Here is a 20,046-nt window from a genome sequence, read left to right on the forward strand (position 1 = left end):
ACTTATTTAATTATCTTGCAAATCAAATCATACTTAATAAAAAGACAGCGCCTAAGCCGGTTAAAACCGACAAGGCCATCGAGCGGGATTTGTAAGCAACTCCCACAACAATCAACATGGCCAAAATTTTGACATTCCAAGCTAAGTCCAAGTGATCATGGGTAATAAAGACATCTTTAAAGGATAATGCAGCGAATAAAGCAACCGGTACATATTTCATCCAGTCGCTAAACCAGACAGGCACTTGACGACGAGAAAAGTAGAATAACGGAATCACTCGTGGTAAGTAGGAAGCTAAAAATAAGCCTAAAATCAGTAAAATCAAGGAACTAGTCATGTGGATCTTCCTCCTGGAATGGGAATAGCGGTGTATTGGTTTCTCCCTGCGGTTCCGCTACTCGGTGTTTTTTCACAAGTCGTTCCAGCGCAAAGCCAGCTAAAGAAGCCAACACCGTTGCCAAAATCAACCCAAAAGTATTTTGAAAAGCCAACATAAAAATGACAGCTAAAATACCAGAAAAAATTCCCGATACGATGAGCAAAGCATCCTTCATCTGCATCACGAACATAAAGATAAACATCGATGTCAAAGCAAAATGTACTAAATCTGCATCGATATGAATCAAGGAGCCCAGCACCGTTCCGGTGACATTACTGATTAGCCAAGAGATTAGTGACATCCAGTTTACCAGCAAGGCTTTGTCCCGATTCCACGTCGGGTCAGTAGAGTATTTCAAGTAATTAACAGCATAGTTTTCATCATTTAATGATTGCGAAAACACTGCTAAAAAAGAACGTTTTTCCTTTTTTAAATAAAGAGACATGCTGGAACTCAGCAGTGCATACCGCAATTCTAAAAAGAAGGTCATCAAGATCGTCGACATGGCCGAAGCATGGACGGTCAACATGGAGGCCAGCAAAAATTGCGCGCCACCGGAAAAAACTAAAATCGATAAGAAAGCGGTCAAAAAAGGATTAAATCCAACTTTTTGCAACAATACCCCGCAAGCCAATCCCACAGGTATATAACTCAGACATAAAGGCAAGACTGCGTGGAACGCCTCGATCCAAGTCTTTTTCTCTTTCAACATGTAAATCCTTCCTTCAAAAAACATGAAAAGTTTCAACAAACAGCGTACACATTCTACCACACTTTTTTCTAAATATGTCGTTTTTATGAAAAGGATTCCCTAAGAATTTACTTAATTGACTTTTTGATCTTCTTGTCGCTATTGCTATCACGCGCCTTCAGGTTATAAGATTTTGTATTCGTCCTTCAGAAACACCTTTTGCCATTATGAAAACTCGTTAGTCAGAAAGCTGATCTATAAGCATAGCTTAATCATGCCCAGATGGCTGAAATTGCCTTTGTATTAACGCTACTTATAGCGAGCATTAGCAGGTCTTGGTAGACGTACAGTCAAATTCCTTTTACACTAAAAGTCCGATTGTAAGCGTTTTTTATAAATAGGAGGGAATTATGGAAAAAGTACAAAACAGATGGGCAATTTTGGTGGCGGCAATCATGGTCAATATCTCATTAGGAGCTGGTTATGCTTGGTCGGTCTTTCAAGCCGCTTTATTAGAAGTTCATTCAGATTGGACATTAAGTCAGACCTCATTAGCTTTTAGTCTTTCCTTTGCAATGGTTCCTATTAGCATGATTATTTGTGGCCCTATCATTGATAAGTATGGTGGCAAAAAAGTCGTGTTAGCTTCCGGTATTTTGTCCGGTATGGGCATGTTTTTAACAGGCTTTGTTACCAGTATTCCCATGCTCTATCTCACTTACGGTATTATCGTTGGTTTAGGTAATGGCGCGGGTTACGGGACAGCCACTTCACTAACCGTCAAATGGTTTCCTGATAAAAAAGGCTTGGCTGGCGGTTTAACAGCAGCTGGTTTTGGTTCAGGTTCCATTATTTTAGCACCGCTAGCTACCAATATGATTCAATCTTTAGGTGTGGCAACCACCTTTAAAATCGTTGGCTTGGTGATTCTCGTGATTGTGTGCGGCGCCTCGTTTTGGATGGCCAAAGCTCCTACTACGACAACGATTCAAACTGTTAATCAAGATAAAAACTATAAGGAAATGCTCAAAGAAGGAAATTTCTGGTTACTGTGGGTTGTTTATGTCTTTGGGGCGACTAGTGGTATGATGATTATTGGTCATGCCGCCAGCCTAGCTGCCTATTACTCACTAGGTAGTGGGACTATGATTGTGATGATCGTCGGCATTGCCAACACGGTGGGCCGCATCGCTTGGGGCACCATCTCAGACAAATTAGGCCGCTATATCACCGTCTTCCTAATGTTTTTAGCTTCCGCTCTCGGCTTATTACTGCTGAATTTCAACACTAGTTTAGGCAGTATGGCGGGTATTTTAGGACTTATTCTGATTCCTTCATCTTTCGGCGGACTCTTAGGTTCATTTCCTGGCATTACGGCCGAAAACTGGGGCGCCTCCAAAGCCGCCGCCAACTACGGTTGGATGTTTACTGCTTATGGTATCGCCTCAATCATGGGACCTTCTGTTGCTTCCCGAATCAAAGAAGCCACTGGCTCGTACTCTCTAGCTTTGATTATCGCTACCGTGATGACTCTCGTAGCTGCCGTTTTAATCTTCTTCTTTGCAGCGAAAAAGAAGCGGACTGTCCTTGATGCAGACGAGGCATAAGCAAATACTTTTCAAAATTTGACTAGACAACAAAACCGCCGACAAACATTGCAGTTTATCGGCGGTTTTGCTGTACTTTTAAATAAAGTGTACCTAATTATGAACGCTATCCCTTAGCTAAAGACAGCCGTTATCTAGATACTACTCCTAAACAGTTGAGTATCAATTACCTGTTTCCTGGTGAGAAAGGTTGCTTCGGTTCACTTCGTAAGCAAGCTGCTTTTGGGCCTCACTAAAAAAGTTATACGTCTCCAAATTCTTGCCGGTTATATCAACAATGACCACTGCGCCCCGCATACAACTACCGCTCATGCCGGTATCAATCATTTTATGCCAGCCCTTCAGCGGATCTTTACCCACTTGCCGCAACTCAAAGTTTTTCTTACGTAATTGTTGTTTTCTTAGCTCCCGTCGCTCAGCTTGTTTCTTTTTCAACTGGTCAAACATAGTGCTTCCCTCCTACTAAAAGCCTCAACAACCTGCAATTTTTTTGAATCTGATTCAAAAAAAATTCCGCTTATGTCACATCGAAAATTATCGTCTAAGTTGTCGGAATCGTATCAGTGACGGTTACTTCTGAAAGAGGCAGCTGCAATTCTTCTGAAAATATTTTTTGGATTTCTGCTTTAGGCGTGGTGCTGTTTAATCTAATGACGCCACCAGCCAACTCATGCGTCACATACCGGCCTAATTTTGCCAGTTTGGGATAGCTGCCCACCGCTGGTAAACGATCATCTTTGGGGAAGGTTACCAATAAATCCCGACCAAAGGCTTGCTTAAGAAATTCTGATTCTGTCATCTTCATCATCCTCCTTAACACGATACGAGCTTTCCAAAAAACGATACGACCATCATTATCTTGACTACTTTCATTATACCATGCTAACAACGGGCAAGAAAAAAATGACCTCGCAGTGAGATCATTTTCGCGTTTAGGCAGTTGGTGCAGGATATTTAATCGCATTTTTTACTAGCTTTTCAGCAATAATCTCATCAATATCAAAATCAAGATTATCTGCCAACATATAAGCGTAAATCAAGACATCCGCCAATTCTTCCTTTAAGCGCTCGGTATTTTGAATCGCTTCGTCTGCCGTTTTCCATTGAAAAAGCTCTAGTAATTCGGCGGCTTCTAATGTCAGCGATAACGCTAAGTCCTTTTCATTGTGAAAGGGACGCCAGTTGCGTTCATCACGAAATTGATTAATTTTTTCCATACTGTTCATGGAACCACTCCTTTGCCTTAGCATACAAGAGTGCTGGGAGAAACACAACTAATCAGAAGTCTCCCGGACAAACTGTGGTGTTTTCGCTAGCATGGTCAAAAAGATGTTCACTAACGGACCCATAGCCACCACGCCAATAACCGTACCCCAACCAAATTGGGCGCTTAACAAGATCCCCGCCACTAGAAAACCGGCGTCGGCGATGATGCGCATTAGCCACATCTTCTTCTGAAAAATGCCGCACAAAAAAGTCACGAAAGCTTCGACAGCACCACTGCCGATATTCGCCCGAATATAGTGGGCGATACCTAAGGCGAATAATGCCACCCCCACCATCAGCATCAATAGGGAAGGCAGCTCGATGCCCCAATGGTTCAGCACCCACAGCCAGCCATCGATACACAAGCCTAACCCAAAGGCGTATAAAACACCCCCGATGCGAACCTGCCGACGATCTAACAAAAATAATACTGCCAAAAGCATTAGCCCGCTAATCAGACAGGCTGTGCCAAAAGAAAGACCGGTCTGAATGGCAATTCCTAAGGAAAAGGTGCTAAAAGCATCCATGCCTAGCCCTGCTTGACTATAAAGAGCGGCACCTAAGGACGCAAATAATAAGCCTAGAATAAAATTTTTAATCATGATTTTCCTCCTAAAAGAGCGTCTGGGACATAACTCAAAAAGTTATGTCCCAGACGCTTCCTATCCGAATAAACGGTGGAAGCAGAAGCAACTTCTTATCTTTCTGAGTTAGACGCTGCTGTCCCACCCTCATGGTAATTAAACGGTTGTCATAAAGTTATCGACTGCTAAGTTCGCACCATCGCTGGCAATAACTTCTTTATACCAATAGAAGGAATCTTTCCGAATTCGTTGACATGCTTTAGGATCTTCATCCGTCCGGTCAACATAGACCAAGCCATAACGCTTTTTGTAGCCATTACTTGTAGACAGTAAATCAATCGCTGACCAAGGCATGTAGCCTAAAACTTCAACCCCTAGATCCATGGCACGTTTCGTTGCTTGGATATGTTCACTTAAATAATCAATACGGTAGCTATCATGAACGCGACCTTCAGGAGTCAGTTCATCATACGAGCCTAGGCCATTTTCAGTAATCATAAATGGTACCCGGTAGCGTGTATAAAGATCACGATAGACATATTCTAAGCCGATTGGATCAATGGCCCAATCCCAATCTGTTGTTCGTAATTCCGGATTTGGGCACATTTGATAAAAACCAGGATGGGTTTCAAAACCAGACATATCGCCTTTTTTCCCAGTCAAGTTATAACCTGACCAGCTATGCTCTGTAATTTCTGCCGGGCAAGCATGGGCACATTGACTGTCATAGTAGTTAATGGCGAAGAAGTCAGAAAGGTTTTCTGCAAACAATTCCTCGTCGCCCGCTTCCATCACTGGTGCCAGTCCATGTTGCTGTAAATAAGTCAAAGCTGCGACATTGTAATGACCACGGAAATAGACATCTAAATAGTACGTGTTGCGCAAGTCATTCGCATTTAAGGCCGCTAATTGATCTTCCGGCTTACAAGTCCGAGCGTAAACTGGTGCATAGCCTAAGGCTGGTCCTGCTAAACCACCTGCTTCGTGGATATATTTACAAGCGATGGCTTGTGCTAGGTTCATATGATGGTTGATTTGGTAGCGTAGTTGATTCTGATCGCGATACTCTGGCAAAATGTAGCATTTTTGTGTCCAGTATTGCACGATGATACTTTGCTCATTGATGGTGATCCAGTATTTTACGTCATCTTTGAATTCATTAACGACATATTTAGCAAAAACCTCAAAGTCTTGCACGACTTCTCGTGATAACCAGCCCCCATATTTTTCCACCAAAGCCCAAGGCAAATCGTAGTGATATAACGTCGGAATCGGTTCGATTCCGTTAGCCTTCAATTCATTGATTAAGTCACGGTAAAATTGAACGCCTTCTTCATTGACCTTGCCAGTTCCTTCTGGAAAGATTCGGGACCAAGCTATGGAAAAACGATAGCTGGTAAAGCCCATTTCTTTAAAGAGTGCGATATCCTCTTTGTACATATGGTAATGATCACTAGCCACACTAGCGTCCGCAAAACCGAATTGCTGGTTACGCTCGCGATTGATTACGTCCTGCTGAGAAAGGCCTTTACCGGCGATTTCTGCTGCTCCTTCTACTTGATAGGCACTAGTTGCTGCTCCCCATAGGAAGTCTTTTGGAAATGTATTAGTCATTTTTTTCTGCTCCTCATCATCTTTTTTGCTCTGAAGATGAGTCAATAACGGACTTCGTCAGAGTGTTCATTAGTTACTAGACCGCTGCCACGGTGATTGTTTCAAATAGGTCGACCAAGTCACGCGTCATATTGACCTCGCTAGTGATGGTCATCAAGTGATCTTGCGCATGGGTAAACAATAGACACGGCTGATAGCTTTTGCCAGCCGCTTCATTTTGAATTACTGAAGTTTGCGACTTATGGGCTAAAACGATATTATCTTTAGCTTCTTTTAGGCAGTCTTTAGCGGCTGCGAAGTTTCTTACTTTTGCATGTTTGATTGCTTCTTGCGCTTTAGTGCGACCGTTACCGGCGTGTAGAATAATCTGCATCGCCACGGGGATCAATTCGTTATCTTCCATCATTTCCATTTTTTTCACCTCTTATGCCATCTCGCTGATTGCTTTTGCTTGATCAACGGTTTTTTCTTGGATTTCTTCTGCTAAAACTTCTTTTTCATACACTTTAAAGAATGGGTACCAGACGCCAAAGTAGACCGCGAATAGCGCCAAGTAAATGATCACCGCCCGGAAATCCTTCGTTAGAATCACACTGGAGATTGGTGCGGGAATTTGAGCCAATTGCATCAATTCATAAGGAATCTTCAGTAAGCCGCCTTTCATGACAAACCAAATGACACAACTACCGATAATCGAGTTGATCCACATTGGCATCATCAGCAACGGGTTCATCACAACTGGCGTACTAAAAACTAAAGGCTCATTGATGTTGAAAATAGAAGGCCAGATACAGATGCGTCCTAAGGTTTTCAACTTGCGGGCTTTCGAGAACATCATCATAATGTTCAAGGCCAAGGTCGCCCCTGTGCCCCCCATCATGATCAAGCCAATACTGTAAACCACTTCGTTCGTGACAATATTAGTTGGCACTAAGCCTTGTTCCACGGCTAAGGTATTAGCGGCAATACCGGCGATAAAAATCGGATTTTGAATGGCTGACCATAACCAAGTAGAGATACCCATTGAATAGAAGAAAGCAGGAATCAACACCAGTAAAATCAAGCCCGGCAAAGATTGACCAAAATTTTGAATTGGAGCGAACAAGCCAATGATTACTTCAAAGATGTCAATTTTCAGACCGAAAATTAAGCCAGACCAGAAACCTAAACTAGCAAAAATAGGAATGATATTGTTGACCCACTCAATGATAAAGTCAGGAGCTTCACTATTTTTGAATAAACCGATTTTTGCGTAGAAGTGGAAAATCATACTTACCACGGCTCCGACGATGACCCCAATCAAAATACCTGAAGGTCCTACGCGTCCCATGTCATAAACGCCTTCTTCAGCTCCGACTGGATGTAGGAACATCATTAAGGAACAGATGGAGACGATCCCAGCTGTGATGGTATAGCCTGGATGTTTGAATTTTTCCATGTATTGGTTGGCTACCATGAAGGCTGCCACCAGGCCGATCAACCCGAAAGAATAATTGGAAATATTGCCTAGATCCGGCAAGGCCGGTAGGTATGAGCGGAATACATTATAGAAGAAGACTAGTGAGCCCGTTAAAATAAAGGGAATCAACTTTTGCATGGCACTGGAAAGTCCCGCCACCGCTGGCATTTGAGTTAAGATCTTGGCTTTTGGTGCAAAAGAATTTGCTAGCCAATCCATAAATTTTTTCATGATGCGCCTCCTTTAGCGATCGACCTGTTCGATAGCAAAGTCCAGTAGACCTTCTCCATCTAACATGCCGTAAATATCTTGCGGAATAACAGCTACTTTCACATTGTAAGGTTGTGCCTGTTCTTGCATTTCTGTTTGATAAGCTGCGTAGTGTGGTCCCAGTAATAAGACATCGATACTATCAAAGTATTGTGTTGCTTCACTTTCACTTTTTGCTTCTACTGATGCGGCAATCCCACGCTTTTTAGCCGCTTTACGTGTTTTCTGTGCTAAAAACCCACTTGACATCCCTGCTCCACAACATAACATTAAGTGAATCGCTTCCATTTTCCATACCTCCAAGTTTTGTTTTTTTATGACAACCGGTCGTTGTTTACACTCTTATTATTGATTTTTTTCCGTTATCTTTCAAATGGACTTTTGCACCGGTGCAGTGCAAATCAAACAAAAGACAAAACCCGGTTGAAACCGTTATCTATAACCTCTATAATAAGATTGTATACGTCTGTAAAGGGAGGAGCGTTTTGTTATGAAAGAAAAGCAACGTGAATTATTGCTGTTTTTATTGCAACAGGATACTGTTATTTCTTCCACGGCTATTGCCCAGGCATTAGGCATTTCAAAACGCACCGTCAAAAACTACATCGCCGAGTTGAATACCATAGCTCCCGAGATGATTGAAGCCACTAACAAGGGGTATTGCGTTCAACGGGAAGCTGTTTTACAATTATTGGAACCAGTGCCACGAGAATTGCCTGACTCCTTTAAAGCTCGGGCCCTTTATATGATTAAAGAAGCCTTGATTAAGCATCGCAGCTTGACCATTATGGAAATCGAAACTGAATTATTCGTCAGCGAGTCGACTTTACGTAGTGATTTAACAAAAATGAGCCGCACTTTTGGCTCCGAGGAGCTGCGCTTTGCCATTCGTCATGAGACGCTGGTGATTGAAGGGGAAGAGAAAGAAAAACGCCGCTTAATGTCCTTGGTGATTTTTGAGGAAATGCCGCGTCAGTTTATTGACATGGCGATTTTAGAGAAGAATTTCTGTCCTGAGGATGTTCAAAAAATCGTTAGATTAATCCGGCAAGTCACCGAAAAAACCAACTATTATTTGAACGATTTTGCTTTTATGAATCTCGTGCTGCACCTATTAATCTTGGTGGAAGCTGTCCGCAATGGTCACGTTTTGGTGGCGCGGGAAACTTCTAGTGTTTGGCTAGGACCAGAGCAAGCCCAATTAGTGAATTATCTGATTGCTGATTTGGAAGCGGCCTTTACGATCCATTTAAATGCCTCCGAACGGGAAGAAATGCACGTGCTATTTCAAGCAAATACTAATTACTTACCAACCAATGATTTCCAAAAAATCCAGGCGGTCGAAGGGACAGAGTTACTCCAGCAAGTGGACTATATCGTCCAAAAGGTCCATGAAAATTATGGCATCAACTTACATAGTCAAGCTTTTACCGTTTCATTTGCCCTCCATTTAAGTGGACTAGTAGCGCGGGCCAAAGAACAGAATTTTATTAAAAACCCCATGCTAACTTCCATCAAAAAGGATTTCCCTATCGTTTATGCCATTGCCGTTTACGTGGCTTTACTAGTGGGACAAACTTATAACGTCACGATACCAGAAGATGAATGCGGCTATTTAGCCTTACATATTGGCTCTGAACTAGAAGAACAGCGCAAAAACCAAAGCAAGATTCGGACCGTCTTACTTTGTCCCAAATATATGGATCTCGATGTCAAACTCTATCAAGAAATCGAAAAGCACTTCAACAATACCTTGAATATCATTGCTGTCGTCCCACAATTAACGGAGGTTGCTGCGTTGGACTTTGACTTGTTGATTTCGACCTTGGATGCGCCTTTTACAAATCACTATCATACCGTGCAGCTTTCACCTATCTTCAATGAAGAACAAAAGAATCATCTAATCAGTGAACTGGCGACGATTCGGTCATTTCAAAAACGCAAAATTTTATTTGAAAACTTTGACCGCTACTTTTCGGAAAGTGTTTTTTGGTTGGAACCCCCGGAAAGAGAACGGGATCCTTTGCTAAAGGTTATGTGCCAGCGCCTACAGGAACAGGAAGTCGTCCCAACTGGTTTCTATCAGCATGTTCAAGAGCGGGAACAAGCCGCTTCAACCGCCTATGATGCTATTGCAATTCCTCACTCAATCCACACGGAAGCTGATAAAACCACCATTGCTGTGGCCTTATCAAAAGCTGGCATCAAGTGGCAAGATAAAAAGGTCCATATCGTACTGCTAACCGCCTTAAATGAATTTGACCGCAAACAGTTTTTTGATATTTACGAGGCGGTCATTGATCTATTTGATCATCCCGAGACCTACTCCCAACTCTTAAAAATCACCTCTTTCCAAGAGTTTCGTCAATTATTACTAAAAAAAAGCTGAACGCCTTTTTATCAGGCGTTCAGCTTTTTAAGCTTCACTGAGTTCAAATGTTACCGGAGCTTCTTGGAATAATTCTTGGAAAATTTGCTGAGTCTTCGCTAATACTTCAGCCTCCGCCAGACTATTTTTAGTCTTAATGGTTTGACCATTAGCTTGATATGTTAGCATGATTTGATTGTAGCCTTCGTTTAAAGCGACTTGGCGTGCATCTTTAGTAAACAAGATTACATCTTCTTCGCTATCAAAGTTCAGCTCTGTCCGCCAGCCCTTCTTTTGCGCGAGGGTCATGACTAGAGCTGCCACCTCTAAGCCTTCAGCCGTCATACTTTTGCCGTCCTCAAAATGCAACACATAATTCTTGTAGTTGATAGGACCACAAGCATTGCAGCCACCTTCTGTGATATATTCTTTACTCGTTATCTTGATGGTTTCCATTTCATCACCTCGCGGTCATTATACCCTTTTTTCGGCAGTTCGTTAAGTCAGCTTTGACGAATTAACTGTATGATTTTCTCCGTCGCATCGGCGCCTTCTGGGGTTGGTAGTAATGGGAAAACATGCATCATATCCTGATAGGTCAAAACCTTGACGGGTAATTGCTGCCGTTGCGCTATTTCTTGATAACGCAAAGCGTCACCATGTAAGATGTCATGGGTACCGGTAAAAATTGTCACCGGCGGCAAATCAGCCAGCGGACCATATAAAGGACTCACTAAAGGGTCCGTTGGCGCTAGTGGTTCAGCATAAATAGCCCCCTGCTCCCGTAACCGATCCGCTTCCAGCATAGGATCATTAGGCTGCAATTGTAAAATCAACGAATCTGTCATGGTAATATCCAACCAGGGCGAAATGAAAATGGCTTGTTGCGGCAAAGGTAGCTTTGCTTGCCGTAATTGTTGTAATAGCGCCAAGCCTAAACCAGCCCCTGCAGAATCCCCCATCAAAATAATTTTTTCCGCCGGGGTTTCAGCCAAAAGCGCTTGATAGCGTTCCATTACCATGCGATGGGCATCTTGAGCATGATAGGCGGGCGCCTTCGGATAAACCGGCAAAATAATGCGGGCTTGCAGCTGTTCTGCCACTTGATTCAGCCACTTAAAATGAAAACTAGCCGGTGGAGCCCAGTAGGCACCGCCGTGTAAGTAAAAAATTGTATACTCTGACCAGTCATTATAAGGGATTAATTCAAAGGTATCCCGAAAATCACGATAAAGCTTGTAAGGATAGTTGCGGGCGCTTTTAGGCAGTTCATAAGCCCTTAAACTATTTTCAAAAGACTCAGCATACGAGCGCTTAGGAAAAATCGGTAAATGGCGAACGGCTTGTTCCACTAGGCGGCTTTTAGGGCTAGGGTGTTGAGGCAGGCGGCTCCACAAATAACCACCTAAAGCTAAGCCAGCCAACCAATATCTTTTCTTCATCTGTCTCACCTCACCTTTATGATACCGCACTTTGCTTATTTTCCATAAGTGAAATACCCTACTAAAAAAAGAGCCCGCTTGCGCGGGACTCTTTTATTCTTCCACTGAGGTTACATCTAAGTTCAATTCAAATAATTGTAATGGTGAAACCGGACTTGGTGCTTCCGTCATAGGATCCATGGCTTTGCCATTTTTAGGGAACGCGATGACTTCCCGGATATTATCTTTACCTGCCAACAACATTACTAAACGGTCCAATCCCAAGGCAATACCGCCGTGTGGAGGGAACCCATAGTCTAAGGCTTCTAATAAGAAACCAAATTGCTCTTCGGCAGCTTCTTTCGTAAAGCCTAAAGTAGCAAACATTTGCTCTTGGACTTCACGCTGATAAATCCGCAAAGAACCGCCCCCTAATTCATAACCATTCAAGACAACGTCATAGGCTTCTGCGTGGACTTTCCCTGGATCTGTGGCTAATAGTGGAATATGTTCCGCTTTTGGCAAAGTGAAAGGATGATGTGCTGACACATAGCGGCCGGCTTCTTCATCGTATTCTAAAAGCGGCCAATCAACGACCCACAAGAAGTTGAATTTACTTTCATCAATCAAGCCTAACTCTTTAGCAAGACGAGTCCGTACTGCGCCTAAAGCCGCAGCCACGATGGCTGGTTGATCAGCAGCAAACATCAGTAAATCGCCTGGTTCAGCGTCCATGGCAGTTACAATGGCGTCACCGGCTTCAGTCAAGAATTTAGCGATCGGTCCTTTTAGACCATCGGCTTCCACTTTGACCCAAGCTAAACCTTTGGCGCCAAATTGACCGACATATTGGCCTAGTTGATCCATATCTTTACGAGAATAGTTAGCAGCCGCCCCTTTGGCGTTGATTGCCTTAACTTGACCGCCATTTTCCAGCGCCATTTGGAATACTTTAAAGTCAACGTCTTTAACTGTTTCAGATAAGTCTACTAGTTCCATCTCAAAACGAGTATCTGGTTTGTCGCTACCATAACGGCTCATGGCTTCGTCATAGTTCATACGTGGGAATGGCAGTGGAATTTCCACGTTCAAGGCTTCCCGCATCACTTTGGCTAACATTTCTTCTGTGAAGGTTTGAATTTCTTCTGGCGTTAAGAAAGTCGTTTCAATATCGATTTGGGTAAATTCTGGTTGTCGGTCCCCCCGCAAGTCTTCATCACGGAAACATTTAACAATTTGATAGTAGCGGTCAAAACCGGCCCCCATCAATAGCTGTTTGATGATTTGAGGCGACTGTGGCAATGCATAGAAATGCCCCGCATGGATTCGTGAAGGCACCAAGTAGTCCCGCGCACCTTCTGGCGTTGATTTCGCCAAGTAAGGTGTTTCCACATCCATAAAATCATGGTCATCTAAATAATGACGGACTGATTTCGTCACTTGGTGGCGCAGCTTAAAGTTTTGCAGCATAGAGGGACGGCGCAAATCTAAGTAACGGTATTTCATCCGTAGGTCGTCATTAACATTGTTGTCGTCTTCAATTAGGAATGGCGGGTTTTTCGCTTGGTTCAAGATCACGATCTCGTCCGCAATCAGCTCAAAGGCTCCTGTCTTCATCTTGTTGTTAACAGCTTCTGGCGTCCGGTTAGCTAATTTGCCGCGGACCTCTAAGACAAATTCGCTCCGACAAGTATCAGCGACTTCCCAAGCTTCTTTAGCATGCTCAGGATTGAAGACAACTTGGACAATGCCTTCGCGGTCGCGCAAATCGATAAAAATCAAGCCACCTAAATCACGGCGCTTTTGCACCCATCCTTTTAATGTCAGTTCCTGTCCGACTAACTCTTGGCTGACTTCGCCACAATAAACGGTTCTTTCCATTTTCTTCACTCCTATTCAAACATGATGGTGGTCATTTCGTCATAAATCTCATCAAAGGTTGCATAAACGTCCGCTAAAGCATAGGTTTGCTCATGACCAGAAGTCATGTTTTTGATTTTGACTTGGCCTTGGGCTAGTTCATCTTCCCCTAAAGTAAAGACCAACTTTGCATTTAACTTATTGGCTGTCTTAAATTGGGCTTTTGCTTTGCGGTTCAAGAAATCGCGATCAGCCGAAAAGCCGAAGCCGCGAATTGCTTGAACTAATTTCAAGCTTTCCATGTTGGTGGCTTCACCTAAGCCCACCACATAAGCGTCTAATTCTTCAATTACTGGGATAATAACTTCTTCTGCTTCTAAAGTCAGCAAGACCCGTTCAATCCCCATGGCAAAACCAAAGGCTGGGGTAGCCGGGCCACCTAGCTCTTCTACCAAGTGATCATAACGGCCACCAGCACAAATCGTTGTTTGGGTCCCTAGCCCTTTGGCATCATTCATGATTTCAAAAATTGTGTGGGAATAATAATCTAAGCCCCGCACCATGTTGCTATCCACCACAAAAGGAATCGACAAACTCGCTAACATACTCTTGACCGCTTCAAAATGCGCCCGGCTGGTTTCGTTTAAGTAGTCTAAAATCGATGGCGCTTGCGCCACGACTTTTTTATCTTTAGGATCCTTACTATCTAAAACGCGCAGCGGATTTTCCCGCAAACGTCGTTGTGAATCTTGGCTTAATTCCGCTTCAAAAGGCAATAAATAATCAATCAGCGCTTGCCGATAGGCTTGCCGACTTTCTTTGTCTCCTAATGAATTGATTACTAAGGAAACATGTTTAATGCCTAATTGCTTGAAAAAGTCTAACGCCATCGCCATTGATTCCACATCCACCGCGGGATTAGCCGAACCAAAGGCTTCCACCCCGATTTGATGGAATTGTCGCAAACGGCCAGCTTGCGGACGTTCATAGCGGAACATAGGCCCAACATAAAACATTTTGTAGGGTTTCGTATACTCGGGACCGTATAATTTATTTTCGACAAACGAACGAACGATGGGGGCAGTGCCTTCTGGTCGCAAGGTAACGTGACGCTCCCCTTTATCATAGAAATCATACATCTCTTTTGAAACGATGTCGGTCGTATCCCCGACACTACGGGCAATCACTTCGTAATGCTCAAAAATGGGTGTCCGAATTTCTTGGTATTGATAGTCGCGGAACAACAAACGGGCCGTTTCTTCAATAAACTGCCACTTTTCCGAAGCGCCAGGCAAAATGTCATTGGTTCCTTTTGGTCGTTGATAATTCATTTTCTTCATCCTCTCTGTGAATACAAAAAAGCCCGTCCTTTGTTAAACAAAGGACGAGCGACAATGCACACGCGGTACCACCTAAATTGGGAAAAAATCCCCTCTTTTACGATTAACGCTCGTGAACGGAGTGGCTTTGCACACACTCTTCTCCAGAATGTCTTTCATTATAAAGAATACATGTCCCTGCTTTCAGCCACGGCAGGTCCTCTCTTAAGCACGCCCTATAACTACTCTTTCTTTCACTGAATCTTGATATTATTTATAAACTTACAAGATAGTGTCAGGAAAGTCAAGTCCCAACCTTACTTTTGTTGCCTGGCAGTCAGTTTGATTAGATGCCTTCTGAAAGATCCCGTTGTCGGTAGCCAACATAACCTAATAGGAAAAGGCCAATGCTGATTAAAGTGATCACTACAAAGGGAACCCATTCAAAATCAGCTACTGGCAGCTGCGGCAACCAGCTTTGAATCGCCGTTTTTAAAAACCAATCAGGTAAATCCAAGATACCATCAAAGTAATTCAACAATAGTGAATAGGCTAAGTAAGCATAAATTACTTTGCCGGCCCCTGGTAGCCAACCTAAGGACACCGCCGCCAAACCAGTAAAGAAGAGGACAGCTGGTAAGAAGTTGAAGCCCGCGGCTAGAAAATCTGACATGGATAAGGTACTATCCCCCATCACAGCCAAAGCCGCGCCGCCTAAGCCACCTGCCGTCAACAGAATACCCAGCGCTCCCATCACAATTGCTAAGAAAATGGTGGTCCAATACCACTTACCGCGACTGACTTTTGTCGCAAATAACTGGCTAAGGTGGCCGCGATTTTCTTCAGCTGCTAACTTATTGACTAAAACAATTGGTAAAATAGCTGCTAAGCCCACTAAGATCAGCATAATCGTACTAGTAAAGGAGGCTTCTAGAGAAACGCCTGACTGCGTAAACATTTGTTTTAGCAAATCATTACTTTCCAAAAAGGTTTGCATATCACCATAAATCGACCCATAGGCTGCCCCTAATAAGACAAAGGCCACTAACCAGCTGATAATAACGCCTCGATTCAGACGTAGTAGTAGACCTGGTACTGAAAGCAAGGTCGCTTTCGCGTGGGCGCGCCCTTCCCGCTCAGGCAAATAGCCGGCCCCCATATCACGACGACTTTCCAACAGAAAGGCAACCCCCGTCATAACTACACTGAATACTAAGCCATAAAGTAGTGGCTTACTATCGTTATTGGTGAAGGGATGGGTTAAATAAGTCCACCCCATGGGATTCCAATAAGACCAGTCGATATTCGTGACATCACTACTAGCTCGTAACGTATAGAGTACGCCCACAATGGCCAGGCTAACTCCGGTAGCGCCAGAACTATTAGGCATGATTTGTGCAAATACTAGCGCAATTACCCCACCTAAAAGGCCCGCTAAACCAACAGAGGCCCCAAAAAGATAAGCGCCACCCGCCTCCATGGAAGTGACTCCAAAGCTAGTCATTAAAGTGCCAATAAAGGCCGCCAATAGTAGATTGATCAACACTACTTCTACCAAAACGGCGAAGGAGTTGGCTAAACGTCCTACTTGGAAGGAGCGAACCAATTCCGTTAAGCCCAAGTCTTCCTCTTTACGGGTATGACTCACCACATGCAGGGCACTGATAATCATGGCAAATAATCCTGAAAAAAGCAGCATTTCATTGGCATACATGGCACCAACTGTATAATCTGCAGCTTGTGTCACCGGCGAAGGTCCAATCATTGCCACCATCGCGGGGTTTTGCATTGTCTCATACATTCCCTGCAAGCCTTGACCTTTGGCTAGCTCTTCAAAGGCCGGCACAAAGCCGCCGGTAAAAAGACCTAGACCAGCTATCCAAAATAGTATTTTCTTCCAATCACGCTTTAAATACTGCCATAGCAGTACGCTCCAACGAGCAAAATTTTCCGTCATGTCTCTTCCTCCGTCCCGCTAACCTTGATAATGCCGCATGAAAAGATCTTCCAGTGTCGGCGGCACAGCTTCAAATTTCGTCACATCAAGTTTTGCGGCAGCAGCTAGGATTCCATTGATTTCTTGGTTATCTGCCGAGAAGGTCGCCTGTTTAGCGGTCAATTTCAAATCATGAACTCCCGGAACTTGTGCCAAGGTATTCAAGTCCCCTTTAGCGGCAATTGTGACTGTCGAACGGGTTAAGTGGCGCAATTCTTCTAAAGCACCAGTTTCTACCACCCGTCCTTGACGAATGATAACCACCTTATCGGCCAGCCGTTCGACTTCGCTTAAAATATGGGAAGACAATAAGATGGCTTTGCCTGCCTGTTTGATTTTTGCTACTTCTTCTTGGAAAACAGCCTCCATTAATGGGTCCAAACCGGAAGTTGGTTCATCAAAAATATACAATTCAGACTCTACTGCTAAAGCCGCAATCAAGCCCACTTTTTGGCGATTTCCCTTTGAATAACCTTTGGCTTTTTTCTTGGGATCTAACTCAAAACGTTCAATTAGATAATCCCGCTTAGCCGGATCCCCTTGACCATGCAGTTTCATAAATAGATCAATAATCTCGCCACCAGTCAAACTGCCCCATAAAGACACGTCTCCCGGTACATAAGAAATATTTTTGTGGATAGCAAGACTATCCCGCCAAACATCTTTACCAAAAATAGTTGCTTCCCCGGCATCCCGCTGAATAATCCCTAAAAGTGTGCGAATTGTGGTTGATTTGCCCGCACCATTGGGACCGATGAAGCCCACCACTTCTCCCGGATTGACGGAAAATGACACATCATGCAATGCCGTAAATTTTCCAAATTTCTTTTGCAGCCCTTGAACTTTTACCATTTCTCCCATTTTTAAGACTCCCTTGATATTCGTTCTATGATCCGTTAATTTTAAACTATATCCATCTAACGAGTTCATAATATCTCTTTCTAGCAGACTAGTCAACGAAAACAGCAAGTATTTTAAACTATTTTTTCATTTACAGTTCATAATATCTCTTATATAATAGGAAGAGATTTTCCAACTATTGATGAAAGCAGGCGAATTCTAATGAATGGTTTTGAAAAACGAGCAGCTGCGAAGCAACGCCAGATTTTAGAGGCGGCTTTTCAATTGATGAATACGGAAAGCGGCGTCGATAATCTGACTATGGATAAAGTCGCCCAGCTGGCCCACGTTTCAAAGGCAACCGTCTTCAAATATTTTCAAAGCAAAGAAAATTTGATTCAAGCCGTCTTTAAGGATTTTTTAGAGACTATGAAACAGGAATCTATGGCAATTATCAACGCGCAATTACCTTTTGAAGAAACCATCATGGCTACTAGCCGTTACGAACTGGATAAATTTGAAACAACCCAACGCCGTTTTTTTATTGATTTAATGGACACCTTGACGGCGGAAGGCCCCCAAGGTCAAACCCTAATCCATGAGGAATACACCCAGCAAAGTCTCCAAGTCATGCTAGAATTATTCCACCGTGGCCGCAAAGAAGGCAAGGTAGACCTAAAATATTCCGATGAATTTCTATTGCTCTATTTCCAAGCACTCGTTGAAGGGCTCTCTTCACCTTTGATCTATTCCCGCATCTTACCGTATACCGCCGAATGGGTAGAGGTTTTGTTAAAAGGCATCGCCCCTGCTCCTAAATAGAAAAAAGTCTTGGGTCACTATAATGGCCCAAGACTTTTTGTTATTTAGCGGCGCGTTTTAAATACGTACCTTCTTGTGTATTAATTTCTAACAATTCATCCGTTTCAATGAAATCTGGCACGTTGACTACTAAGCCGGTTTCCATTGTGGCTGGTTTACCAGAACCGGTAACCGTTGCGCCTTTGATGGATGGCTGCGTTTCAACTACGCGTAAAACCACCGTCGTTGGCAGTTGCAGACCAATCACTTCGCTACCGAAGAATTGGATCTTCACTTCCATGTTTTCCAAGATATATTTCATTTCTTCCGCTACGGTTTCCACCGGGATCTCATATTGTTCATAGGTTTCTAGATCCATGAAGAACGCCATATCGTCCATTGTGTACAAATATTGAACCGGTTTCGTGTCGATATGGGCTTTTTCAAATTTTTCGTCAGGACGCAAAGTTGTGTCATAAGTCGCCCCAGTCCGAACGTCGCGTAATTTCATACGCATAACGGTATTCCCTTTACCAGGTTTGTGGTGGCTGGCATCTAATACTTTGATTAATTTGCCGTCTTGGACAAATGTCATACCAGCTCTTAAATCACTTGCTGCAATCATCTTTACATTCTCCTTTGTTGGTTATGATCCTCACTCATTGTAGCAAAAGAGCGGGCTAGTAGCTAGCAAAGATTCATTGATTGCGAGGCTTAACCGGCAACATCACCTCAAAAACTTGCTGCTCGCGGTTGGCTGCGGCAGTTTCATCTTGCCACAAAAGCTCCCAAATATCGCCATCAATCACTAATTCATGGGTTTCTAGATAACGCCGGAAACGGTCATTGAAGGTGGTTAGCTGGTGGAGTTCATCCCGCGTAAAACCAGAAACGTAGGTCCCGGCTGGTCGCTGCAGGATCTGCTCCTTAGGATAGCGAGATAACCGTTCTTCCGGCAGCTTTACCAAAGCACGATAAGGCGCAGCATGAAAATTCTGCTGCTGGAAATAGCGCCCTTCTGACATAAAACCGATGGGATGTCCGCTAAATAAGTCACGGGCCTCTACCAACGAATAGAAGCGCGTATACACTTCAAAGGTATTCATCTCATCGACATTCTCGATCCATTCTGAAGCCAGAAAATACTCAGCTGGGCGATAATTATAGGTCAATTCCTCAAAATCAAGCTGCGCTAATTTTTCATAACGAGCCAAATAGCCATCAATGGCCGTTCTCGTTTCCTGCAATTTTTGGATCTTTCGATCGATTTTTGCCCGTTGCCGCGTAAATTCTTTTTGTGCGTAGGCCGGATTGCGGTTTTTCAAAAACTGACGGATATCCTGTAGCGGCATACCTAAAGCCCGCAAAATCAGTAACAGGTCTAACTCCTCATACTGCTCAATTCCATAATAGCGGTAGCCATTTTCACCAATTTGAGTGGGTTTAAATAGATTGATTTCATCATAATAAAGTAGTGTTCGGCGGCTAACGCCGGCATAAGCGGCCATTTCACTAATAGAAAGTAGACGTTTCATGAAAAACCTCCTTGACTGTAACGTTACGTTACAGTT

General features: G+C 43.5%; 21 protein-coding genes and 1 other annotated feature. Of the genes, 3 read left to right on the plus strand and 18 right to left on the minus strand.

Annotation, left to right across the window (positions count from 1 at the left end; translation table 11 throughout):
• Window positions 1–22: 22 nt before the first annotated feature.
• Together ECA01S_RS07775 and ECA01S_RS07780 are read right to left on the minus strand one after the other, a co-directional pair.
• Window positions 23–337, minus strand: a complete 315-nt coding sequence (locus ECA01S_RS07775; protein WP_067393581.1) for an AzlD domain-containing protein — start codon at window positions 335–337, stop codon at window positions 23–25.
• Window positions 330–1,088, minus strand: coding sequence for an AzlC family ABC transporter permease (locus tag ECA01S_RS07780; protein ID WP_373277548.1), 759 nt, complete (start codon window positions 1,086–1,088; stop codon window positions 330–332). Before ECA01S_RS07780 ends, ECA01S_RS07775 begins: the two co-directional genes overlap by 8 nt.
• Window positions 1,089–1,480: 392 nt before the next feature.
• Between ECA01S_RS07780 and ECA01S_RS07785 the strand changes: the two genes are divergently transcribed.
• Window positions 1,481–2,677 carry an L-lactate MFS transporter gene (locus ECA01S_RS07785; protein WP_067393586.1) on the plus strand — a complete coding sequence of 399 codons (1,197 nt, stop codon included), beginning with the start codon at window positions 1,481–1,483 and terminating at the stop codon, window positions 2,675–2,677.
• 162 nt (window positions 2,678–2,839) lie between these two features.
• On the opposite strand, the gene ECA01S_RS07790 is transcribed toward ECA01S_RS07785, so the two are convergent.
• The 8 genes from ECA01S_RS07790 to ECA01S_RS07825 form a co-directional block, all read right to left on the minus strand.
• Entirely contained in the window at window positions 2,840–3,124 is a 285-nt protein-coding gene (locus ECA01S_RS07790) for a hypothetical protein (RefSeq protein WP_067393589.1), read from the minus strand.
• A 94-nt stretch (window positions 3,125–3,218) separates the two neighbouring features.
• Window positions 3,219–3,476, minus strand: a complete 258-nt coding sequence (locus ECA01S_RS07795; protein WP_067393592.1) for a hypothetical protein — start codon at window positions 3,474–3,476, stop codon at window positions 3,219–3,221.
• 133 nt (window positions 3,477–3,609) lie between these two features.
• On the minus strand, window positions 3,610–3,903 hold the full coding sequence (locus tag ECA01S_RS07800; protein ID WP_143139607.1) for a nucleotide pyrophosphohydrolase: 294 nt from the start codon (window positions 3,901–3,903) through the stop codon (window positions 3,610–3,612).
• Window positions 3,904–3,951: 48 nt separating this feature from the next.
• Window positions 3,952–4,545, minus strand: a complete 594-nt coding sequence (locus tag ECA01S_RS07805; RefSeq protein ID WP_067393594.1) for a YczE/YyaS/YitT family protein — start codon at window positions 4,543–4,545, stop codon at window positions 3,952–3,954.
• A gap of 138 nt (window positions 4,546–4,683) precedes the next feature.
• The gene (locus ECA01S_RS07810) at window positions 4,684–6,141 is read right to left on the minus strand and encodes a glycoside hydrolase family 1 protein (protein ID WP_067393597.1); all 1,458 of its coding nucleotides are present in this window, start codon (window positions 6,139–6,141) and stop codon (window positions 4,684–4,686) included.
• Between the two features lie 76 nt (window positions 6,142–6,217).
• Window positions 6,218–6,553 carry a PTS sugar transporter subunit IIA gene (locus ECA01S_RS07815; RefSeq protein ID WP_082703277.1) on the minus strand — a complete coding sequence of 112 codons (336 nt, stop codon included), beginning with the start codon at window positions 6,551–6,553 and terminating at the stop codon, window positions 6,218–6,220.
• 12 nt (window positions 6,554–6,565) lie between these two features.
• Complete coding sequence (locus ECA01S_RS07820; RefSeq protein WP_067393600.1) at window positions 6,566–7,831, minus strand: PTS sugar transporter subunit IIC; 1,266 nt, start codon at window positions 7,829–7,831, stop codon at window positions 6,566–6,568.
• Window positions 7,832–7,843: 12 nt separating this feature from the next.
• Entirely contained in the window at window positions 7,844–8,158 is a 315-nt protein-coding gene (locus ECA01S_RS07825; RefSeq protein ID WP_067393603.1) for a PTS sugar transporter subunit IIB, read from the minus strand.
• 202 nt (window positions 8,159–8,360) lie between these two features.
• On the opposite strand from ECA01S_RS07825, the gene ECA01S_RS07830 reads away from it, so the two are divergent.
• A complete protein-coding gene (locus ECA01S_RS07830; RefSeq protein WP_067393605.1) occupies window positions 8,361–10,259 on the plus strand; it encodes a BglG family transcription antiterminator in 1,899 nt (632 codons plus the stop codon).
• Window positions 10,260–10,286: 27 nt separating this feature from the next.
• Here the strand turns inward: ECA01S_RS07830 and ECA01S_RS07835 are convergent, their stop codons facing one another.
• The 6 genes from ECA01S_RS07835 to ECA01S_RS07860 form a co-directional block, all read right to left on the minus strand.
• A complete protein-coding gene (locus ECA01S_RS07835) occupies window positions 10,287–10,694 on the minus strand; it encodes a DUF4809 family protein (RefSeq protein ID WP_067393607.1) in 408 nt (135 codons plus the stop codon).
• A gap of 47 nt (window positions 10,695–10,741) precedes the next feature.
• Window positions 10,742–11,680: an alpha/beta hydrolase fold domain-containing protein gene (locus ECA01S_RS07840; protein ID WP_067393612.1), complete on the minus strand. Its 939-nt coding sequence runs from the start codon at window positions 11,678–11,680 to the stop codon at window positions 10,742–10,744.
• A 93-nt stretch (window positions 11,681–11,773) separates the two neighbouring features.
• On the minus strand, window positions 11,774–13,540 hold the full coding sequence (aspS, locus tag ECA01S_RS07845) for an aspartate--tRNA ligase (RefSeq protein ID WP_067393615.1): 1,767 nt from the start codon (window positions 13,538–13,540) through the stop codon (window positions 11,774–11,776).
• Between the two features lie 11 nt (window positions 13,541–13,551).
• Window positions 13,552–14,850, minus strand: a complete 1,299-nt coding sequence (gene hisS / locus ECA01S_RS07850) for a histidine--tRNA ligase (RefSeq protein WP_067393618.1) — start codon at window positions 14,848–14,850, stop codon at window positions 13,552–13,554.
• 46 nt (window positions 14,851–14,896) lie between these two features.
• Window positions 14,897–15,105: a binding site (T-box leader), on the minus strand.
• 79 nt (window positions 15,106–15,184) lie between these two features.
• Complete coding sequence (locus ECA01S_RS07855; RefSeq protein WP_067393621.1) at window positions 15,185–16,795, minus strand: ABC transporter permease; 1,611 nt, start codon at window positions 16,793–16,795, stop codon at window positions 15,185–15,187.
• An 18-nt stretch (window positions 16,796–16,813) separates the two neighbouring features.
• Window positions 16,814–17,695: an ABC transporter ATP-binding protein gene (locus tag ECA01S_RS07860; protein ID WP_067393624.1), complete on the minus strand. Its 882-nt coding sequence runs from the start codon at window positions 17,693–17,695 to the stop codon at window positions 16,814–16,816.
• Between the two features lie 201 nt (window positions 17,696–17,896).
• Here ECA01S_RS07860 and ECA01S_RS07865 point away from each other — a divergent pair, with 201 nt between their 5' ends.
• Entirely contained in the window at window positions 17,897–18,496 is a 600-nt protein-coding gene (locus ECA01S_RS07865; RefSeq protein WP_067393627.1) for a TetR/AcrR family transcriptional regulator, read from the plus strand.
• A gap of 40 nt (window positions 18,497–18,536) precedes the next feature.
• Here the strand turns inward: ECA01S_RS07865 and efp are convergent, their stop codons facing one another.
• Entirely contained in the window at window positions 18,537–19,100 is a 564-nt protein-coding gene (gene efp, locus ECA01S_RS07870) for an elongation factor P (protein WP_067393630.1), read from the minus strand.
• Between the two features lie 73 nt (window positions 19,101–19,173).
• Window positions 19,174–20,010 (minus strand): MerR family transcriptional regulator, encoded by an 837-nt coding sequence (locus ECA01S_RS07875; protein WP_067393633.1) that lies wholly within the window; start codon window positions 20,008–20,010, stop codon window positions 19,174–19,176.
• Window positions 20,011–20,046: the final 36 nt, after the last annotated feature.

The sequence above is a fragment of the Enterococcus canis NBRC 100695 genome, assembly GCF_001544375.1.
In the GTDB taxonomy this organism is placed as follows: Bacteria; Bacillota; Bacilli; order Lactobacillales; family Enterococcaceae; genus Enterococcus_H; species Enterococcus_H canis.